The organism is Paraburkholderia sp. (assembly GCF_035501035.1).
Classification (GTDB): Bacteria; Pseudomonadota; Gammaproteobacteria; order Burkholderiales; family Burkholderiaceae; genus Paraburkholderia.
In genome coordinates, this window is sequence record NZ_DATJWR010000271.1 from 1 (window position 1) to 16,781 (window position 16,781).

Below are 16,781 nucleotides of genomic sequence, written 5' to 3' on the forward strand. Positions count from 1 at the left end.
CGGCGGGCATCCGAGACGAGCTTCGTGAGGATCGGCGTGCGGCCGGGCGGCAGCTCGTCGATGGTGGAAACGTCGAGGTCGGCGTAGTAGGTCATCGCGAGCGTGCGCGGAATCGGCGTGGCCGACATCATCAGCTGGTGCGGCTGAAACTCGCGTTGCGCCTGATCCGGCGCTTTGGCGTTCTGTGCCTTGGCGCGCAGCGCGAGCCGCTGCTCGACGCCGAAGCGATGCTGCTCGTCGACGATCACGAGACCGAGGCGCGCAAATTCCACGGCCTCCTGAATGATCGCGTGCGTGCCGATCACGAGCTGCGCCGTGCCGAGCGCCGCCGCTTCGAGCGCCGCGCGCTTCTCCTTCGCCTTGAGGCTGCCGGCGAGCCACGCCACCTGCACGCCGAGCGGCTCGAGCCAGCCGCGCAGCTTGCGTGCATGCTGCTCCGCGAGGATTTCGGTGGGCGCCATGAGCGCGGCCTGGTAGCCCGCGTCGATGGCCTGCGCGGCGGCGAGCGCCGCCACCACGGTCTTGCCGCTGCCGACGTCGCCTTGCAGCAGACGCTGCATCGGGTGCGGCGCTTCGAGGTCGTGGGCGATCTCCGCCACCACGCGCTCCTGCGCGCCGGTCAATGTGAAAGGCAGCGCGGCGCGCAAACGCGCAAGCAGCGCGGTGCTGGAATCGCGGCCGGCGACGTGACGCGCCATCGCGGGCGCGGCGCGCGTGCGGCGCTCTTCATGCGCGCGCTTGAGCGATAGCTGCTGCGCGAGCAACTCCTCGAACTTGATGCGCGTCCACGCGGGGTGCGTGCCGTCGATGAGTTCGTGCTGGTCGGCGTGAACGGGCGGGTGGTGCAGCGTCTTCACCGCGTCCATGAGCGGCGGCAGATTGAGCGGCTCCATGAACTCGCGCGCCACCGCATCGGGCAACAGTTCGGGCAGCGACGCGCGAGCGAGTGCGTTGTCGATGGCCTTGCGCAGATACGCCTGGCTCACGCCCGCCGTGGACGGATAGACCGGCGTGAGCGCCTGGGGCAGCGGCGTGTCGCCTTCCACGACGCGCACGGCCGGGTGCACCATCTCCATGCCGAAGAAGCCGCCGCGCACGTCGCCGCGCACGCGCAGGCGACGGCCGATCGCCATCTGCGTGACCTGCGAGCCGTAGAAGTTCAGAAAGCGCAGATGGAGCTCGTCGCCGCTTGCCTCATCCGGGTCGCGCAGCTTCACGACCAGTTGCCGGCGTGGACGGTAGGCGATCTCATTGTCGAACACCACGCCTTCGGTCTGCGCAACCCCGCCTGGCAGCAGCTCGCCGATGGGTGTGAGCGTGGTTTCGTCTTCGTAGCGCATCGGCAGATGCAGCACGAGGTCGATGTCGCGCGTGAGGCCGAGCCTCGCGAGACGGTCGGCGGTTTTGGCGAGCTTGGGCTTGTCTTTGGCCGTGGGTTTGTCTGCGCTCTTGTCTGCCGCTTTGTCCGCCGCCTGATCCGCGGACTTTCTGGCCGCGCGTTTGCGCGCGGGAGGCGCGGCTGACGCGGCTGGCTCGGCTGCCGTGGAATCGGCGCCGGCTTGCGGCGCAAGCGGCTCGGCCTTCCGCGCCATGTCGCGCTGCTGCTTGCGCACGCCCGCATCGGGCGCACGCGCGTCGTCGCGCGTTTCGCTCGTGGGATCGGATTCGGGCAGCAATCGGCTAACGGACGAGGGCATGGGCAGCTTCGCAAGTACAATATCGGCTTTCCGGCATGGCACGACGCGTGGAACGCGAGGGCCTGTGCTTCGGGCATGTCGCGCAAGGGCATGGCTCAGAAGCGCATGTCGCCAACGCGCATGTCCCGCAATCATAGCCGCTGTCGATCCGGAGTTAGCGCTTGAACGCTTGCTCCGGTCCCCTGCAAGAGGGTTGCTCGCCACGCCCCGGCGGGCATGACAGACGCTTTTGGGGGCGCAACCTTCTTGCGGTTCGGCTGTGCGAAGCCGCCGCGCGCCGAGCCTTCGGCGCATTTCCGTTACATCAGGCCGCATGTTCAAGCTTTCCGATTTCGATTTCGACCTTCCCGAAGCACTGATCGCGCAGACGGCGCTCCCCGAGCGCAGCGCGAGCCGCTTGCTGGAAGTCGACAACACGACGCAACCCGCGCGTCTCGTCGACCGCCGCTTCTCCGAGCTGCCCTCGTGCATCGCGCCGGGCGACCTGCTCGTCTTCAACGATACCAAGGTACTGAAGGCGCGTTTCTTCGGCCAGAAGGCCAGCGGTGGCAAGATCGAGGTGCTCGTCGAGCGCCTGACCGGCGCGCGCACGGCGCTCGCGCAGATTCGCGCGAGCAAGAGCCCGGGCCCCGGCACGGTGCTGCGCCTCGCCGACGCATTCGACGTCACCGTGGGCGAGCGCGTCGAGCCGTTCTACACGCTGCACTTCCCCGACGACTGCCTCACGCTGATCGACCAATACGGCCGCCTGCCGTTGCCGCCCTACATCACGCACGACGCCGACGCGAGCGACGAAACGCGCTATCAGACCGTGTTCGCACAGAATCCGGGTGCGGTGGCCGCGCCCACGGCGGGCCTGCACTTCGACGACGCCCTGCTCGCGCAACTCGACGCGCAAGGCGTCGAGCGCGCGACGCTCACGCTGCACGTGGGTGCGGGCACGTTCCAGCCGGTGCGCGTGGAAAACATCGCCGAACACAAGATGCATAGCGAGTGGTATCAGCTGCCACAGTCGCTCGTCGACAAGATCGCGGCCACGCGTGCGCGCGGCGGCCGCGTGATCGCGGTGGGCACGACTTCGATGCGCGCACTCGAAGCCGCCGCGCGCGACGCCGAACGCGAAGGCCGGGCGCTCGCCGCAACTTCGGCAGAGACCGATATCTTCATCACGCCGGGCTATGCGTTCCGCGTGGTGGACCGGCTCGTCACGAACTTCCACTTGCCGAAATCGACGCTGCTGATGCTGGTTTCGGCGTTCGCGGGCATCGAGACGATTCGCGCGGCGTATCGTCACGCGATCGACGAGCGGTATCGCTTCTTCAGCTACGGCGACGCGATGCTGCTGACCAGAACCGAAGACGCGCTCAAGGCATAAGCTACGTTTCCCAAGCCGTCGCGCAACTCGCAAGCGTGTGGCGGCGTTTCATCATCTGCGCCGGACTGTTCTCCGGTGGCACAGGAGTCAACGCATGACCGAAGGTCATCAAAACAACGCACGCGCCGAGCACGGCGCGTATCTGGGTCAACTCGTGGGCGAGCGCCCGCAAAACGGCCTCAAGTTCGAACTGCTCGGCACCGACGGCCTCGCGCGCCGCGGGCGCGTCACGCTCAACCACGGCGTGGTCGAAACGCCGATCTTCATGCCCGTGGGCACCTACGGCACCGTGAAGGCGACGCAGCCGCGCGAGCTGGAGGAAATGCACGCGCAGATCATCCTCGGCAACACGTTTCATCTCTGGCTGCGCCCGGGTCTCGAGACGATCGAGGCGCACGGCGGCCTGCACCGCTTCATGGGCTGGAACCGGCCCATCCTCACCGATTCGGGCGGCTTCCAGGTGTTCTCGCTCGGCGACCTGCGCAAGATTTCGGAAGACGGCGTGCGCTTCGCCTCGCCCGTGAACGGCGACAAGCTGTTCCTCTCGCCCGAAGTCTCGATGCAGATCCAGAAGGTGCTGAACTCCGACATCGTCATGCAGTTCGACGAGTGCACGCCCTACGCGACCAACGGCGTGCCCACCACGCACAAGGAAGCCGCCGACTCCATGCGCATGTCGATGCGCTGGGCGCAGCGCTCGATCGACGAATTCAACCGCCTCGGCAACCCGAACGCGCTCTTTGGCATCGTGCAGGGCGGCATGTTCGAGGACCTGCGCGACGAATCGCTCGCGGGCCTTTCGCAAATGCCGTTTCACGGCTTCGCGATCGGCGGCCTTTCGGTGGGCGAGCCCAAGGAAGACATGATGCGCGTGCTCCAGCACATCGCGCCGAAGCTGCCGGCCGACAAGCCGCACTACCTGATGGGCGTGGGCACGCCGGAAGACCTCGTGGCGGGCGTGGCCGCGGGCGTCGACATGTTCGACTGCGTGATGCCCACGCGCAACGCGCGCAACGGCTGGATCTTCACGCGCTTTGGCGACATCAAGATCCGCAACGCCGTGCACCGCAACTCGCTGCGCCCGCTCGACGAGCAATGCGGCTGCTACACCTGCCGCAACTTCACGCGCGGCTATCTGCATCACCTGCACCGCGTGGGCGAGATCCTCGGCGCGCAGCTCAACACGATCCACAACCTCCACTACTACCTGGAGCTCATGAGCGAGATGCGTGAGGCGATCGAGACGAAGACGTTCGCCGCGTTCCGCCAGCGCTTTGCCGAACAGCGCGCGCGCGGCGTGGATTGACGCGGCGGCAATGCCCGCCAGACCTTACAATTCACTTTCGCCACGACGACACAGACAAGGCACACCGTCCGCTCGAGCCGCCCCGGTTTTCACGCGCGTACGCCGCGCAGGGGCGAGATTCAGCTTAAGCACTTGATCGGAAAGCTAATTTTGCGTCATCGTCGCGGAGAACGCCGGTGGTAGAATAACCGGCTCGCTTTTTGTGATCGTAAAAAACGGAGAGACCAACGTGTCGTTCATTTCCAATGCCTTCGCGCAAGGCAGTGCAGCAGGTAGTGCCGAATCGAGCCTGATGAGCTTCCTGCCGCTCATTCTGATGTTCGCCGTGCTGTACTTCATCATGATCCGTCCGCAGATGAAGCGTCAGAAGGAACATCGCAACATGCTCGCGGCCATGGCCAAGGGCGACGAAGTGATCACGAGCGGCGGCATCGTCGGCAAGGTGACGAAGGTCAGCGAAGCGTATGTCGGCGTCGAAATCGCGGACGGCACGGAAATCACCGTGCAAAAGTCGTCGGTCTCGACCATCCTGCCCAAGGGCACGATCAAGTCGCTGTAAAGGCCTCGCAGAACTCTCAAGGCCGTTGCCCCCGAACGAACGGCCTCGCGCGTCCAGCCCACCCTCGCCGCCACTGACCAAAGCACGTCAATGCAGGAACGTCACGAGGCTTGAGCCGGACGCGCGCGCATCGAACAGGCCATTCCCCTCCCCCGTTGGGTCAGCCAATGAACCGTTATCCCCTCTGGAAATATGTCGTGATGCTGGTGGCGCTCGTCATCGGCTTCGTGTACACATTGCCCAATTTCTTCGGCGAAGCGCCCGCGGTGCAGGTGTCGAGCGGCAAAGCCACCGTCAGGCTCGACTCGGGCACGCTTGCGCAGGTCGAGGCCGCGCTGGCCGCGAACAACATCACGGCGGCTGACGTCACGTTCGACAACTCGTCGACGAACGCGAACATCCGCGTGCGCGTCGCCGACACGGACACGCAGCTGCGCCTGAAAGATGCGCTCAGCAAGGCGCTGAACGCCGACCCGAGCGATCCGCAGTACATCGTCGCGCTGAACCTGCAGAGCGCTTCGCCGCACTGGCTCACGTCGCTGCGCGCGCTGCCGATGTACCTCGGTCTGGACCTGCGCGGCGGCGTGCACTTCCTGCTGCAGGTCGACATGAACGGCGCGCTCAACAAGAAGCTCGACTCCGACGCTTCGGACGTGCGCACGCTCCTGCGCGAGAAGAACATCCGCGACGGCGGCGTGAATCGCGTCGACCAGTCGGTGGTGGTCAATTTCGCCGATGCGGACGTGGCCGAGCAGGCGCGCAAGGCGCTCGCGGGCACGGGCGGCGTGACCGAGCTGCAATGGGCCACGCAGAACAACCCTGAAGGCGGCGTGCAGCTCGTCGGCACGTTCACGCCGGCCGTGAAGACGGCGGTTCAGCAAGCGGCACTCAAGCAGAATATCCAGACGCTGCACAACCGCGTGAACGAACTCGGCGTGGCCGAGCCCGTGATCCAGCAGCAGGGCAACGACCGCATCGTGGTCGAGCTGCCGGGCGTGCAGGACACCGCCAAGGCGAAGGACATCATCGGCCGCACGGCCACGCTCGAAGCGCGCCTCGCCGACCCGATGGGCCTGCATCCGGACCCGAACGCGCCGGTGCCGCCGGGCGACGAGCTCTTCACGCAAGGCAACGCCGCGCCGGTGCTGCTGCGCAAGCAGGTGATCTTCACCGGCGACCGCATCATCGACGCCTCGGCGGGCTTCGACGAGCATCAGCGCCCGTCGGTCAACATCCGTCTCGATTCGGCGGGCGGCCGCGCGGTGCGCGCCGTCTCGCGCGACAACATCGGCAAGCCGATGGCGATGGTGCTGTTCGAGCGCGGCAAGGGCGAAGTGCTGACGGTGGCGACCATCCAGTCGGAACTCGGTGACCGCTTCCAGATCACGGGCCAGCCCACGCCGCAGGCCGCCGCCGACCTCGCGCTGCTGCTGCGCGCCGGCTCGCTCGCGGCGCCGATGGAGATCATCGAGGAACGCACGGTCGGCCCGAGCCTCGGCGCGGACAACATTCGCAAGGGTTTCGACTCGGTGATCTACGGCTTTGCCGCGATCGCCGTGTTCATGATCGTGTACTACATGCTGTTCGGCGTGATCTCGATGATCGGCCTTTCGGTGAACCTGCTGCTGCTCGTGGCGGTGCTCTCCATGCTGCAGGCCACGCTCACGCTGCCGGGCATCGCGGCTATCGCGCTTGCGCTCGGTATGGCCATCGACGCGAACGTGCTCATCAACGAGCGCGTGCGCGAAGAGCTGCGTCACGGCGCGCCGCCGCAGCTCGCGATCCAGAACGGCTACGCGCACGCCTGGGCGACGATTCTCGACTCGAACGTGACCACGCTCATCGCCGGTCTCGCGCTGCTCGCGTTCGGCTCGGGCCCGGTGCGCGGGTTCGCGATCGTGCACTGCATCGGCATTCTCACCTCGATGTTCTCGGCCGTGTTCTTCTCGCGCGGTCTCGTGAATCTCTGGTACGGCGGCAAGAAGAAGCTCAAGTCGCTCGCGGTGGGCCAGGTGTGGCGTCCGGAACCTGAAGCCGGCGCCGCCGCGCTCGCAGGCGCCGACGCGCTCACCGACACGGGCCGCGCCGTAACCGGCACGGCCAGCGCCAGGAAGGGTGAAGCGGCGAAGGCCGTCAAGGGTGCGCGCGCCAAGCCGGTCGTGCGCCGCCGCAATGCCTCGGGCGACACCGGTGGCACGAGTGGCACCAGCGGCTCGGGCAACAACACCGGCTCGTCCCGCTGATACGGAGTCAAGAACATGGAATTTTTCCGCATCCGCAAAGACATCCCGTTCATGAAGCACGCGTTGATCTTCAACGCGATCTCGCTCATCACCTTCATCGCGGCGGTGTTCTTCCTCGTGCACCGCGGCCTGCATCTGTCGATCGAGTTCACGGGCGGTACCGTGATCGAAGTGCAGTATCCGCAGGCCGTGCCGCTCGAGCCCGTGCGCGACTCGCTCACGAAGATGGGCTATGCCGACGCCCAGGTGCAGAACTTCGGCACCTCGCGCGACGTGCTGATCCGCCTGCCGATCAAGGCCGGCCTCAGCTCCGCGCAGCAGAGCGACCAGGTGATGTCCACGCTCAAGGCGGCCAACCCGCAAGTGCAGTTGCAGCGCGTGGAGTTCGTCGGCCCGCAGGTCGGCAAGGAACTCGCCACCGACGGCCTGCTCGCGCTCGCCTGCGTGGTGGCGGGCATCATCATCTACCTGTCGTTCCGCTTCGAATGGAAATACGCCGTGGCCGGCGTGATCGCGAACCTGCACGACGTCGTGATCATTCTTGGCTTCTTCGCGTTCTTCCAGTGGGAGTTCTCGCTTTCGGTGCTCGCGGCGGTGCTCGCGGTGCTCGGCTACTCGGTGAACGAGTCCGTGGTCATCTTCGACCGGATTCGCGAGACCTTCCGGCGCGAGCGCAAGATGAGCGTCACCGACGTCATCAACCACGCGATCACGAGCACGATGTCGCGAACCATCATCACGCACGGCTGTACGCAAATGATGGTGCTCTCGATGTTCCTCTTCGGCGGCCCGACGCTGCACTACTTCGCGCTGGCGCTGACGGTGGGTATCCTGTTCGGCATCTACTCGTCGGTGTTCGTGGCCGCGGCGCTCGCCATGTGGCTCGGCGTGAAGCGCGAAGACCTCTTGAAGGAAAAGAAGGAAAAGCACGACCCGAACGATCCGAACGCGGGCGCACAGGTTTAAGCGCTCCCGTTCCATCGAACGCAATCGAACAAAAGAGCCGGTTCTCGCGAACCGGCTCTTTTCTTTTGCAAGGCGCTCGCAGCCTTCGCTACTGCTTGATGCCTTCGGCCTGGATGTGCAGCGTGGTCTTCATGCTGAAGCCGAACTTCTTGCCGCTGTCCATGCCGTAGTCGTCGCGATTGAACGTGGCCTCCGCCTCCACGCCGCACACCTCGCGCTTGAGCACCGGGTGCTGGATGCACTTGAACGATGCGATCTCCAGCTTGAGCGGGCGCGTCACGCCGCGCAGCGTGAAGTCGCCGACGACTTCCTTCGGCGTGTCGCCTTCGAAGATGATCTGCGTGCCCTTGTAGGTGGCGGTGGGATACTTCGCGACATCGAAAAAATCGTCGCCGAGGAGATGCTTGTCGAGCTGCGGATTGCCGGTCTGCACGGAGGCCGGATCGATCGTCACGTCAACGGTGCCGGTTTTCGCCGCGCGATCGAGCGTGACTGTGCCCTTGCTCTTCGTGAACTTGCCGCGCCACGTGGAAAGGCCGCCGAGGTGATCAGCCTCGAAGCTCGGAAAGGTGTGGTTCGGATCGAGCTGATAGGTGTCGGCGGCGTGCGCCAGTTGAGCGGCGAGCAGCAGCGCTGCGGCCCCCGCCGCCCTCACCACGAACTTGCTCAAGCTGTTCAAGCGCACCTCCTTTCTGGTCACTGCGTGGTTGATGTGAAATCCCGGCGCCGCACGCGTTGCCCGCTACTTGTGCGTGACGACGAGATGGAACTTGATCAGTACTACGTCGGCAACGGTCGAAGTGTCCTTCCACTCGCCGGTGCCGATGTCGAAGGCGAGCCGATGGATGGGCAACGTGCCGTCGAAGGTCTGCGTCGCGCCCTGCTGCGTGAGCACGACAGGCACGGCCACGCTCTGCGTATGTCCCTTGATCGTGAGGTTGCCGTCCACGCGGAACTGGTTTGGCCCGGTCGGCGTGATCGAGCTCGAGACGAAGGTGGCCTGCGGGAAAGCCTTCGCATCGAACCATTCGGGTCCGCGCACCGAGTCGTTGTAGCTCGCGTCACCGAGATCGTAGCTGCTCATGTCGACCGTGATCCGCGCGCTGCCGGCCGTGGGCTTCGCCGGATCGAAATCGATCTGCGCGCTGAACGTCGTGAAGCTGCCCTGCACCGGGACGCTCATCTGGCGCGAAACGGCAACGAGCGTGCTCTTTGCGGCGTCGAGTTGCGCGTGGGCGGCGCCGCCCGCGAGCAGCGCCGCGGCGCCCGCCGCCCACACCGCCGCAGCCCCGAGCGCCACGCGCCACCGATAGAAACGGACCCACCCCGACAGGAATCCCATGATCGCCTCGCATTGGCTTCGTCGTCTGGCTTCGTCGAATCGCTCGGGCCTCGCTGCGCTGTCCCTGCGGCTCCCACGTTCGAAAGATAGTCCAATTTGCGTGACAGCAAACATATGGAGATAGTGCCCCACCCTGCGCGCCCGCATACGGGCACGGCGCAAACGTGGCACACTCGCAGCCCGTTCTTCGCGCGCGGCACCCGTAATGGGGCCGCCCGGCCCGTTCGGTTGCGCCGTCCGGCGCGTTTGGTAACATGGCGCGAGGCGCCGGCCGTACCCATATGACATGCGCGCCGACGCCGCACGTCCCCGTCTACGTCGTTTTGCGTCATCTCCCCGCATGGCCCAGGACAAACTGATCGCGTGTCACGATTGCGACGCGCTCTACCGAAAACCGCGGCTGCTCGGCCGCCAGACAGCGCGCTGCTCGCGCTGCGGCGCGACGCTCTACAGCAGCGCCGCGTCCCAGCTCGACCGCATCTGCGCCATGGCGGTCGCGGCGCTCGTCACGTTCATCATCGCCCAGTCGTTTCCGATCGTCGAACTCGACGCGAACGGCATCACCACGCAGTCGAGCCTGTTCGGCGCCCTCATTGTGCTGTGGCACGAGGACATGGAAATCGTCGCCGTGATGGTGTTCTGCGCAACCATCCTCTTTCCGCTCACGGAGTTGGTGGCGCTGCTCTACGTGCTGCTGCCGGTGCGGCGCGGCTATATTCCGCCGGGCTTTAACCGCGTGCTGCGCGCAATCCAGTTCGTGCGGCCCTGGGGCATGCTCGAAGTGTTCATGCTTGGCGTGCTCATCACGATCGTGAAGATGGTGAGCCTCGCACGCGTGATTCCCGAAACCGCGCTCTTCGCCTTCGGCGCGCTCACGCTGATGTTCACCGTGGTCGTCACCTTCGATGCGCGCACGCTCTGGGACATCGCCGACGCACTGCGCGACGCCGCAAGCGAGGCACGCGAGGGTGGCGCGGGCCCAAGCGGGCGGGCCGGTGTTGCGGGTGGCCCGCGCGCGCCTTCGCCACCCTTCCCGCCTTCCCCGCCGCCGGCATCGCCCCACCCGCTGGCCGAGCCCGATATCCGCGACCCCGCCGCCGGCGCGCAAGGCCCCGTGCCGCCGCACGGCGACCCGCTCACCAAGGCGCCCCGATGAAATATCAGACCGCCAACGACACCGGCTATCTCTCCTGCCACGCCTGCGGGCACGTGCAGCCGCACGTGCGCCCTCGAACGGGCGCGCACCCGCACTGCGACCGCTGCGGCTCGCCGCTGCACGAGCGCAACCCCGACAGCATCATGCGCACGTGGGCGCTCCTGATCGCCGCGGCGCTGCTCTACATTCCCGCGAACCTGCTGCCCGTCATGCATACGACCTCGCTCGTCGGCGACGAGGACGACACCATCATGAGCGGCGTGGTCTACTTCTGGACCTCGGGCGACTGGCCGCTGGCGGTGATCGTCTTCATCGCGAGCATTCTCGTGCCGATGCTCAAGCTCTCGGTGCTCGCCCTGCTCGCCTTCACCTCGCAGCGCCGCTCGACCTGGCGCCCCACCGAACGCACGAAGCTCTACCGGCTCGTCGAGTTCATCGGGCGATGGTCGATGCTGGACGTATTCGTCGTCACGCTCACCGTCGCGCTGGTACGCTTCCAGTCGCTTGCCGTGATCACGGCGGGGCCCGGCGCGATAGCGTTCGGCTCGGTCGTGATCCTGACGATGATCGCTTCGATGCAGTTCGACCCGCGACTGATCTGGGATCCCGTGGACGAAGACAAACACAAGCCTGCGCAACAATCTCAGGATCGCCCTCATGAATAACCCGAAAGGACCAACCCCGCCCTCTGGCGGAGCGCCCTCTGGCGGTGGCCCGCTCCCTCCCGATCTTCCCGAGCCGGAGATCGTCAAGCCCAAACGCTGGCTGCCCTCGCTCGTGTGGATCGTGCCGCTCGTCGCGGCGCTGATCGGCGTTGCGCTCGTCGTGAAATCGGTCGCCACGCGCGGCCCCACCATCACGATCAGCTTTTCGAGCGCCGAAGGGCTCGAGCCCGGCAAGACCAAGGTCAAGTACAAGGACGTCGACATCGGCTCGGTGCGGGCGATCAAGCTTTCGCCCAACCTTTCCCACGTGATCGTGACGGTCGAACTCACCAAGGACGCCGAACGATTCGCCGTGAAGGACAGCCGCTTCTGGGTCGTGCGCCCGCGCGTGGGCGCGAGCGGCGTCTCGGGCCTCACCACGCTGCTCTCCGGTTCGTACATCGGCGCGGACGCCGGCCGCTCGCAGGAGTCGCAAAGCGACTTCGTCGGGCTAGAGGCGCCGCCCGCCGTGACCATCGACGAGAAAGGCCACCGTTACACGCTGCACAGCGCGACGCTCGGCTCGCTCGACATTGGCACGCCCATCTTCTTCCGGCGCATCCAGGTGGGCCAGGTGACGGGCTACTCGCTCGACAAGGACGGCACCGGCGTCACCGTGCAGGTGTTCGTGAGCGCGCCTTACGATCAGTACGTGGGCACCAACACGCGCTGGTGGCACGCGAGCGGCGTGAACGTGCAGCTCGATTCGAGCGGCATCAAGATCAACACGCAATCGCTCGCCACGATCGTGGTGGGCGGCCTCGCGTTCCAGTCGCCGGCAGGCCAGTCGATGGGCCCGCAGGCGCCGGACAACGCCACCTTCACGCTCGCCACCGACGAAACCGAGGCGATGCGCGAGCCGGACGGCGCGCCGCAACGCGTGGTGATGTACTTCAACCAGTCGCTGCGCGGCCTTTCGGTGGGCGCGACGGTCGACTTCCGCGGCATCGTGCTCGGCCAGGTGACCGACATCGGCATCGAGTACGACCCGAAACAGCACAACTTCATGATGCCCGTGATGCTGGATCTCTATCCGCTGCGCCTGTCGCGCCGCATCCGTGGCGAGGCGCCCGCTCCGCATACGCCAGAAAGCCAGGAACTGCTCAAGCGGCTCGTCGAGCGCGGCCTGCGCGGCCAGTTGCGCACCGGCAACCTGATTACGGGACAGCTCTACATCGCGCTCGACATCTTCCCGAAGGCGGGGCCGGCGACGATCGACTTCAACCGCGATCCGCTCGAGCTGCCCACGGTGCCGAACTCGCTCGAAGAGCTGCAGCAGCAAGTGGCCGACATCACGAAGAAGCTCAACCAGATTCCGTTCGACAAGATCGGCAACAACCTGAACGATTCGCTCAAGAACGCCAATCAGCTGTTCGCGCAAGTCAACGACCAGCTCCTGCCGCAGCTGCACGGCACGCTCGACGAGGCGCAGAAGACCTTCAGCGCCGCGCAGGCCACGCTGCAGCAGGACTCGCCGCTGCAGTCCGACGTGCACCAGGCAATGCAGGAACTCACGCGCACGCTGCAGTCGCTCAACTCGCTCTCCGACTATCTGGAGCGCCATCCGGAATCGCTGCTGCGCGGCAAATCAGGAGACAAGCCATGACGTTCCGACGAGTCCCCGCATGGTCCGCACCCGGCGCGCTGAGTGCGCTGGGCGCGCTGGTCGTGGCCGCCGCACTGGCGGGCTCGCTCGCGGGCTGCAGCTCGCCCGCGAGCCGCTTCTACACGCTCAGCCCGACCGACGACACGACGCGCACCGCCGCCGCGCCGAGCGCGGGCAACCCCCAGTGGCTGATCGCGCTGGCGCCTGTCGACGTGCCGCCGCAGGTCGCGAAAGCGCAGCTCGTCGTGCAGACCGACGCCACCCAGGTGCGCGTGCTCGAACAGGAGCGCTGGGCTTCGCTGCCCGGTGACGAGATCCGCCGCGCGCTTTCGGGCGACCTCACGCAGCAGCTCGGCACCATCGACGTGTACGGCTCGCCGCATCCCGCGGGCGCGCCCGTGTACCGCGTGAGCGTGAACGTGCAGCGCTTCGAATCGTGGCCGGGCTCCCATGCGCTCGTCGACGCCGTGTGGAGCGTGCGCGCGCTCGACACGCAAACGGTCATGACCTGCCGCAGCGTGCTGAGCGAGCCTGTAGGCGACGGCTACGATGCGCTCGTGGCCGGCCATCGCCGCGCGATCGAGGCGCTTTCGCAGTCGATCGCGAGCGGCGTGAGAGCGCTTGCGGCCGCGCCGTGCGTGAGCACGTCGGCGAGCGGCACGAAGTCCGCCGCGAATGCGAAGCCGGCGGCGAGCATCGCGTGCCCGCAGATGGCGCCCGCCGTCGCAGCCCCAGCCCCCTCGCCGCAGCCCGCCGGCGGCTGAGCCGCCTGTTTCCCCCTGGCGCGGCCGGCCGCGCTGAGCTGCACAGCCGCGCCAGGACAGCCGTCCCGACCCACGCCTTATGTTCCGCTCCCTCAAGACGCTCTGGAAAAAATGGCGCGCGTCGCGCAACGCCGGGCATCAGCTCGACGCGCTGCTCGCGCTAGCCGACGCCGACGCCCCCTACGCCGAACGCAGCGATTGGCTGATCGAGCTCGCGCACTGGATCCACCGGCGCGGCGGGCTCGATGGCGCCGCAGCTGCGACGCCTCAAGCCGCAGCCACCGCGGCCGCCACCGCAGCCGAAACCGACACCAACGCCCCCGCGCCCCCCGAGCATGCGCGCGTGCGCTACCTGCTGCATGTGCTCGATCGCAACCCCGTCTGGAAGGCCAATGTCGGCGCGATGGTGCGCAAGCTGCTGCGCGAGAGCGACGGCATTTCGCTGCTGTGCGACGCCGGCATGCCGGTGCATTCGGGCCTGCTCGGCGCGCTCGTGGGCCGCCTGCAGGCGCAGCTGATTCCGCCCGCGCCGAACCGGCGCGATCTCGCGGCGCTCGTCACGCTGATGTTCCCCGCGCCGCACGATCCCGAGTGGATCGCCACGCTGCCGCCCGACCTGCTCGTACGCGTGCAGGCGCTGGCCGCCGAACCGGGCACGGCGGCGACGCCCCGGCCGCCCTCCGCCACCCAGCCTGGCGAGATCTCGCTGGACCTGCTGGCCGCGCTGCACAACCTCACCTGCCAGATCAGCTCGACGGGCCTCTCGCCGACGGTGCGCAGCCGCCTCTCGGGCGACGACGCGCACGTGGCCGTCGAACGCCTGCCGTTCTATCGCCTCACACGCGCGATGCTCGCGGTGGAGAACGCGCGCGACTCGGGCGAAGCCGCGCGCCTCTTGCCCGAGGTGACCTGGCTGCGTCTCCTGCTCGACGACTGCCGCAAGGCCACCGACGACGTCTTCGCCCACCTCTACCGCAACGGCGTGCGCGTGGACACGGTGTTCCAGGTCGAGCGCATGCGCATGCGCATCGTGCGCGCGGAGCGCCTGCTCGACGCGTGGATGGCCACCGACGACGCGTCCCTGCAGGCGCGTCTCGTCGCCGATCTCATCCGGGCGAACCAGCAGAGCCAGAGCATCGCGCACCTGCTGCACAGCAATTTCGCGCTGCTCTCGCGCAAGGTGGTCGAGCTTTCCGCCGATACGGGCGAGCACTACATCGCGCGCGACCGCGCGGAATACCTCACGATGCTGCGCATGGCCGCGGGCGGCGGGCTCGTGACGGCGGTGACCGTGTATGTGAAGTTCGGCATTACGGGTGCGCATCTGCCGTCGATGGTCGAGGGCGTTTTCGCGGGGTTCAACTACGCGCTGAGCTTCCTCGTCATGCACTTTTGCCACTTCTCGCTCGCGACCAAGCAGCCCGCCATGACAGCGCCTACGCTCGCGCGCGAACTCGACGGCGCGAACGAGCCGCCGGGCCGCGCGCGCTTCGCGTCGACGGTGGTGGCGCTCATGCGCACCCAGGCGGCCGCGGTGCTGGGCAACGTGCTGCTCGTGTTTCCGGCGTGTCTCGCCGTGCAGTTGCTGTTCGGCTGGCTCTTTCACGCGAACCTGATCTCGCCCGCCAAGGCGCACGCGACGCTGCAATCGTTCTCGCTCGCCGGGCCCACGCCGTTCTATGCCGCGCTCACCGGCGTGCTGCTCTGGCTCTCGAGCGTGTTCGCCGGCTGGGCCGACAACTGGTTCGTGCTGCACCGCGTGGAGGACGCGCTCGCGTGGAACCGGCGCCTGCGGATGACGCTCGGCGTCGCGGGGGCGGCGCGGCTCGCCCGCTTTTGCCGCATGAACGCGGCGGGCGTATGGGGCAACGTCGCGCTCGGCATGATGCTTGGCATCGTGCCCGCGCTGGTCTCGGCGATCACGTTCCACTATGAGGTGCGGCACGTGACGCTCTCCGCGGGTTCGATCGGCGTGGCGCTTGGCGTACTCGGCCCCGGTACGCTGCGCTCCGGCGAACTCTGGTGGGCCGTGGCGGGTGTCGTGAGCATGGCGGTGCTCAACGTCGCCGTGAGCTTCGGGCTCGCGCTGCACATGGCGCTGCGCTCGCGCGACCTCGCGCGCAAGGAGGTGCGGCCGCTCATGCGCGTGGTCTGGCGGCGCATCGTGCGCCGGCCGATCGATCTCGTATGGCCGATGCGCAAAGGACAGGCGGCGGACGCGCAAGGCGGCCACTGAAAAGGGCCACGGGCGAGCCCACGCGAACCGCGCGCGCATGCACGTTCGGGGCGCCGCCGCAACCCGCGTACAATAGCGCCTTCCCCGCAGCGTCCCATCCTCCCTCATGTCTTTCGAATTCTTTGCTCCCTGCCCGCGCGGCCTCGAAGCCGCACTCGCCGCCGAACTGGCCGAAACCGCGGAGCGGCGCCTGCCGCCCGGCGCGCTCGAGGTCGGCGCCGAAGTGCCCGGCGGCGTGCATTTTCGCGGCAACTGGGCCGGCGGCATGGCCGCGAACCTGCATTCACGCATTGCGAGCCGCGTGCTGCTGAAGATCGCCCAGCGCCCGTATCGTAGCGAGCAGGACATCTACGCGCTCGCGCGCGAGCAACGCTGGGACCAGTGGTTCACGCCGAACGAGACGCTGCGCGTCGACATCACCGCGATCAAGTCGCCGCTGCGCAGTCTCGAATTCGCGACGCTGCGCGTGAAAGACGCGATCTGCGACCGCATGCGCGACAAGGCGGGCGCGCGCCCGAGCATCGATACCGCCTATCCCGACGTGCGCGTGTTCGCCTTCCTCACCGCGAACGAGTGCACGCTCTATCTCGACACTTCGGGCGAGCCGCTCTTCAAGCGCGGCTGGCGTCTGGACAAGGGCGCGGCGCCGCTGCGCGAGAATCTCGCGGCCGGCATCCTGCGCCTCACGGGCTGGAGCGCCGGCACGCCGCTGTACGACCCGATGTGCGGTAGCGGCACCTTCCTCGCGGAAGCCGCGCAGGTCGCACTCGACATCGCACCGGGGCTCGATCGCCGCTTTGGCTTCGAGTCGCTCAAGCAGGCCGACA

The 16,781-nt window shown here is 67.3% G+C and carries 14 protein-coding genes; 11 read left to right on the plus strand and 3 right to left on the minus strand.

Annotation, left to right across the window (positions count from 1 at the left end; genetic code table 11):
- Nucleotides 1–1,697, minus strand: a 1,697-nt coding sequence (locus tag VMJ11_RS20015; protein WP_414694433.1) for an ATP-dependent DNA helicase RecG, incomplete at its 3' end; no start/stop codon positions are given.
- Between the two features lie 313 nt (nt 1,698–2,010).
- Here VMJ11_RS20015 and queA point away from each other — a divergent pair.
- The 5 genes from queA (at nt 2,011) to secF (ending at nt 8,146) form a co-directional block, all read left to right on the plus strand.
- Nucleotides 2,011–3,072 carry a tRNA preQ1(34) S-adenosylmethionine ribosyltransferase-isomerase QueA gene (queA, locus tag VMJ11_RS20020; protein WP_325621119.1) on the plus strand — a complete coding sequence of 354 codons (1,062 nt, stop codon included), beginning with the start codon at nt 2,011–2,013 and terminating at the stop codon, nt 3,070–3,072.
- A gap of 94 nt (nt 3,073–3,166) precedes the next feature.
- Nucleotides 3,167–4,378 carry a tRNA guanosine(34) transglycosylase Tgt gene (gene tgt / locus VMJ11_RS20025; RefSeq protein WP_325621120.1) on the plus strand — a complete coding sequence of 404 codons (1,212 nt, stop codon included), beginning with the start codon at nt 3,167–3,169 and terminating at the stop codon, nt 4,376–4,378.
- A 229-nt stretch (nt 4,379–4,607) separates the two neighbouring features.
- A complete protein-coding gene (gene yajC, locus VMJ11_RS20030; protein ID WP_233879998.1) occupies nt 4,608–4,937 on the plus strand; it encodes a preprotein translocase subunit YajC in 330 nt (109 codons plus the stop codon).
- Nucleotides 4,938–5,104: 167 nt separating this feature from the next.
- Nucleotides 5,105–7,180, plus strand: a complete 2,076-nt coding sequence (gene secD / locus VMJ11_RS20035; protein WP_325621121.1) for a protein translocase subunit SecD — start codon at nt 5,105–5,107, stop codon at nt 7,178–7,180.
- 15 nt (nt 7,181–7,195) lie between these two features.
- The gene (secF, locus tag VMJ11_RS20040; RefSeq protein ID WP_325621122.1) at nt 7,196–8,146 is read left to right on the plus strand and encodes a protein translocase subunit SecF; all 951 of its coding nucleotides are present in this window, start codon (nt 7,196–7,198) and stop codon (nt 8,144–8,146) included.
- Nucleotides 8,147–8,234: 88 nt separating this feature from the next.
- On the opposite strand, the gene VMJ11_RS20045 is transcribed toward secF, so the two are convergent.
- Together VMJ11_RS20045 and VMJ11_RS20050 are read right to left on the minus strand one after the other, a co-directional pair.
- Entirely contained in the window at nt 8,235–8,804 is a 570-nt protein-coding gene (locus VMJ11_RS20045; RefSeq protein ID WP_325621131.1) for a YceI family protein, read from the minus strand.
- 84 nt (nt 8,805–8,888) lie between these two features.
- A complete protein-coding gene (locus tag VMJ11_RS20050; RefSeq protein ID WP_325621123.1) occupies nt 8,889–9,488 on the minus strand; it encodes a YceI family protein in 600 nt (199 codons plus the stop codon).
- A gap of 340 nt (nt 9,489–9,828) precedes the next feature.
- Between VMJ11_RS20050 and VMJ11_RS20055 the strand changes: the two genes are divergently transcribed.
- From VMJ11_RS20055 to VMJ11_RS20080, 6 genes are all read left to right on the plus strand, one after another.
- Entirely contained in the window at nt 9,829–10,644 is an 816-nt protein-coding gene (locus VMJ11_RS20055; RefSeq protein WP_325621124.1) for a paraquat-inducible protein A, read from the plus strand.
- The gene (locus VMJ11_RS20060) at nt 10,641–11,309 is read left to right on the plus strand and encodes a paraquat-inducible protein A (RefSeq protein WP_325621125.1); all 669 of its coding nucleotides are present in this window, start codon (nt 10,641–10,643) and stop codon (nt 11,307–11,309) included. The genes VMJ11_RS20055 and VMJ11_RS20060 overlap by 4 nt, the downstream gene beginning before the upstream one ends.
- Nucleotides 11,302–12,954 carry an intermembrane transport protein PqiB gene (locus VMJ11_RS20065; RefSeq protein WP_325621126.1) on the plus strand — a complete coding sequence of 551 codons (1,653 nt, stop codon included), beginning with the start codon at nt 11,302–11,304 and terminating at the stop codon, nt 12,952–12,954. The genes VMJ11_RS20060 and VMJ11_RS20065 overlap by 8 nt, the downstream gene beginning before the upstream one ends.
- Nucleotides 12,951–13,718, plus strand: coding sequence for a PqiC family protein (locus tag VMJ11_RS20070; RefSeq protein ID WP_325621127.1), 768 nt, complete (start codon nt 12,951–12,953; stop codon nt 13,716–13,718). The genes VMJ11_RS20065 and VMJ11_RS20070 overlap by 4 nt, the downstream gene beginning before the upstream one ends.
- Nucleotides 13,719–13,797: 79 nt before the next feature.
- Nucleotides 13,798–15,954, plus strand: a complete 2,157-nt coding sequence (locus VMJ11_RS20075; protein WP_325621128.1) for a site-specific recombinase — start codon at nt 13,798–13,800, stop codon at nt 15,952–15,954.
- A gap of 106 nt (nt 15,955–16,060) precedes the next feature.
- The coding region (locus VMJ11_RS20080) for a THUMP domain-containing class I SAM-dependent RNA methyltransferase (RefSeq protein ID WP_325621129.1) at nt 16,061–16,781 on the plus strand (721 nt) is incomplete at its 3' end.

What these genes read in the sequence shown, in the direction of transcription:
- queA (WP_325621119.1), top strand. Translation starts at nt 2,011, where the DNA reads ATGTTCAAGCTTTCCGATTTCGATTTCGACCTTCCCGAAGCACTGATC.
- tgt (WP_325621120.1), top strand. Translation starts at nt 3,167, where the DNA reads ATGACCGAAGGTCATCAAAACAACGCACGCGCCGAGCACGGCGCGTAT.
- secD (WP_325621121.1), top strand. Translation starts at nt 5,105, where the DNA reads ATGAACCGTTATCCCCTCTGGAAATATGTCGTGATGCTGGTGGCGCTC.
- secF (WP_325621122.1), top strand. Translation starts at nt 7,196, where the DNA reads ATGGAATTTTTCCGCATCCGCAAAGACATCCCGTTCATGAAGCACGCG.
- VMJ11_RS20050 (WP_325621123.1), bottom strand. Translation starts at nt 9,488, where the DNA reads ATGGGATTCCTGTCGGGGTGGGTCCGTTTCTATCGGTGGCGCGTGGCG.
- VMJ11_RS20055 (WP_325621124.1), top strand. Translation starts at nt 9,829, where the DNA reads ATGGCCCAGGACAAACTGATCGCGTGTCACGATTGCGACGCGCTCTAC.
- VMJ11_RS20060 (WP_325621125.1), top strand. Translation starts at nt 10,641, where the DNA reads ATGAAATATCAGACCGCCAACGACACCGGCTATCTCTCCTGCCACGCC.
- VMJ11_RS20065 (WP_325621126.1), top strand. Translation starts at nt 11,302, where the DNA reads ATGAATAACCCGAAAGGACCAACCCCGCCCTCTGGCGGAGCGCCCTCT.
- VMJ11_RS20070 (WP_325621127.1), top strand. Translation starts at nt 12,951, where the DNA reads ATGACGTTCCGACGAGTCCCCGCATGGTCCGCACCCGGCGCGCTGAGT.
- VMJ11_RS20075 (WP_325621128.1), top strand. Translation starts at nt 13,798, where the DNA reads ATGTTCCGCTCCCTCAAGACGCTCTGGAAAAAATGGCGCGCGTCGCGC.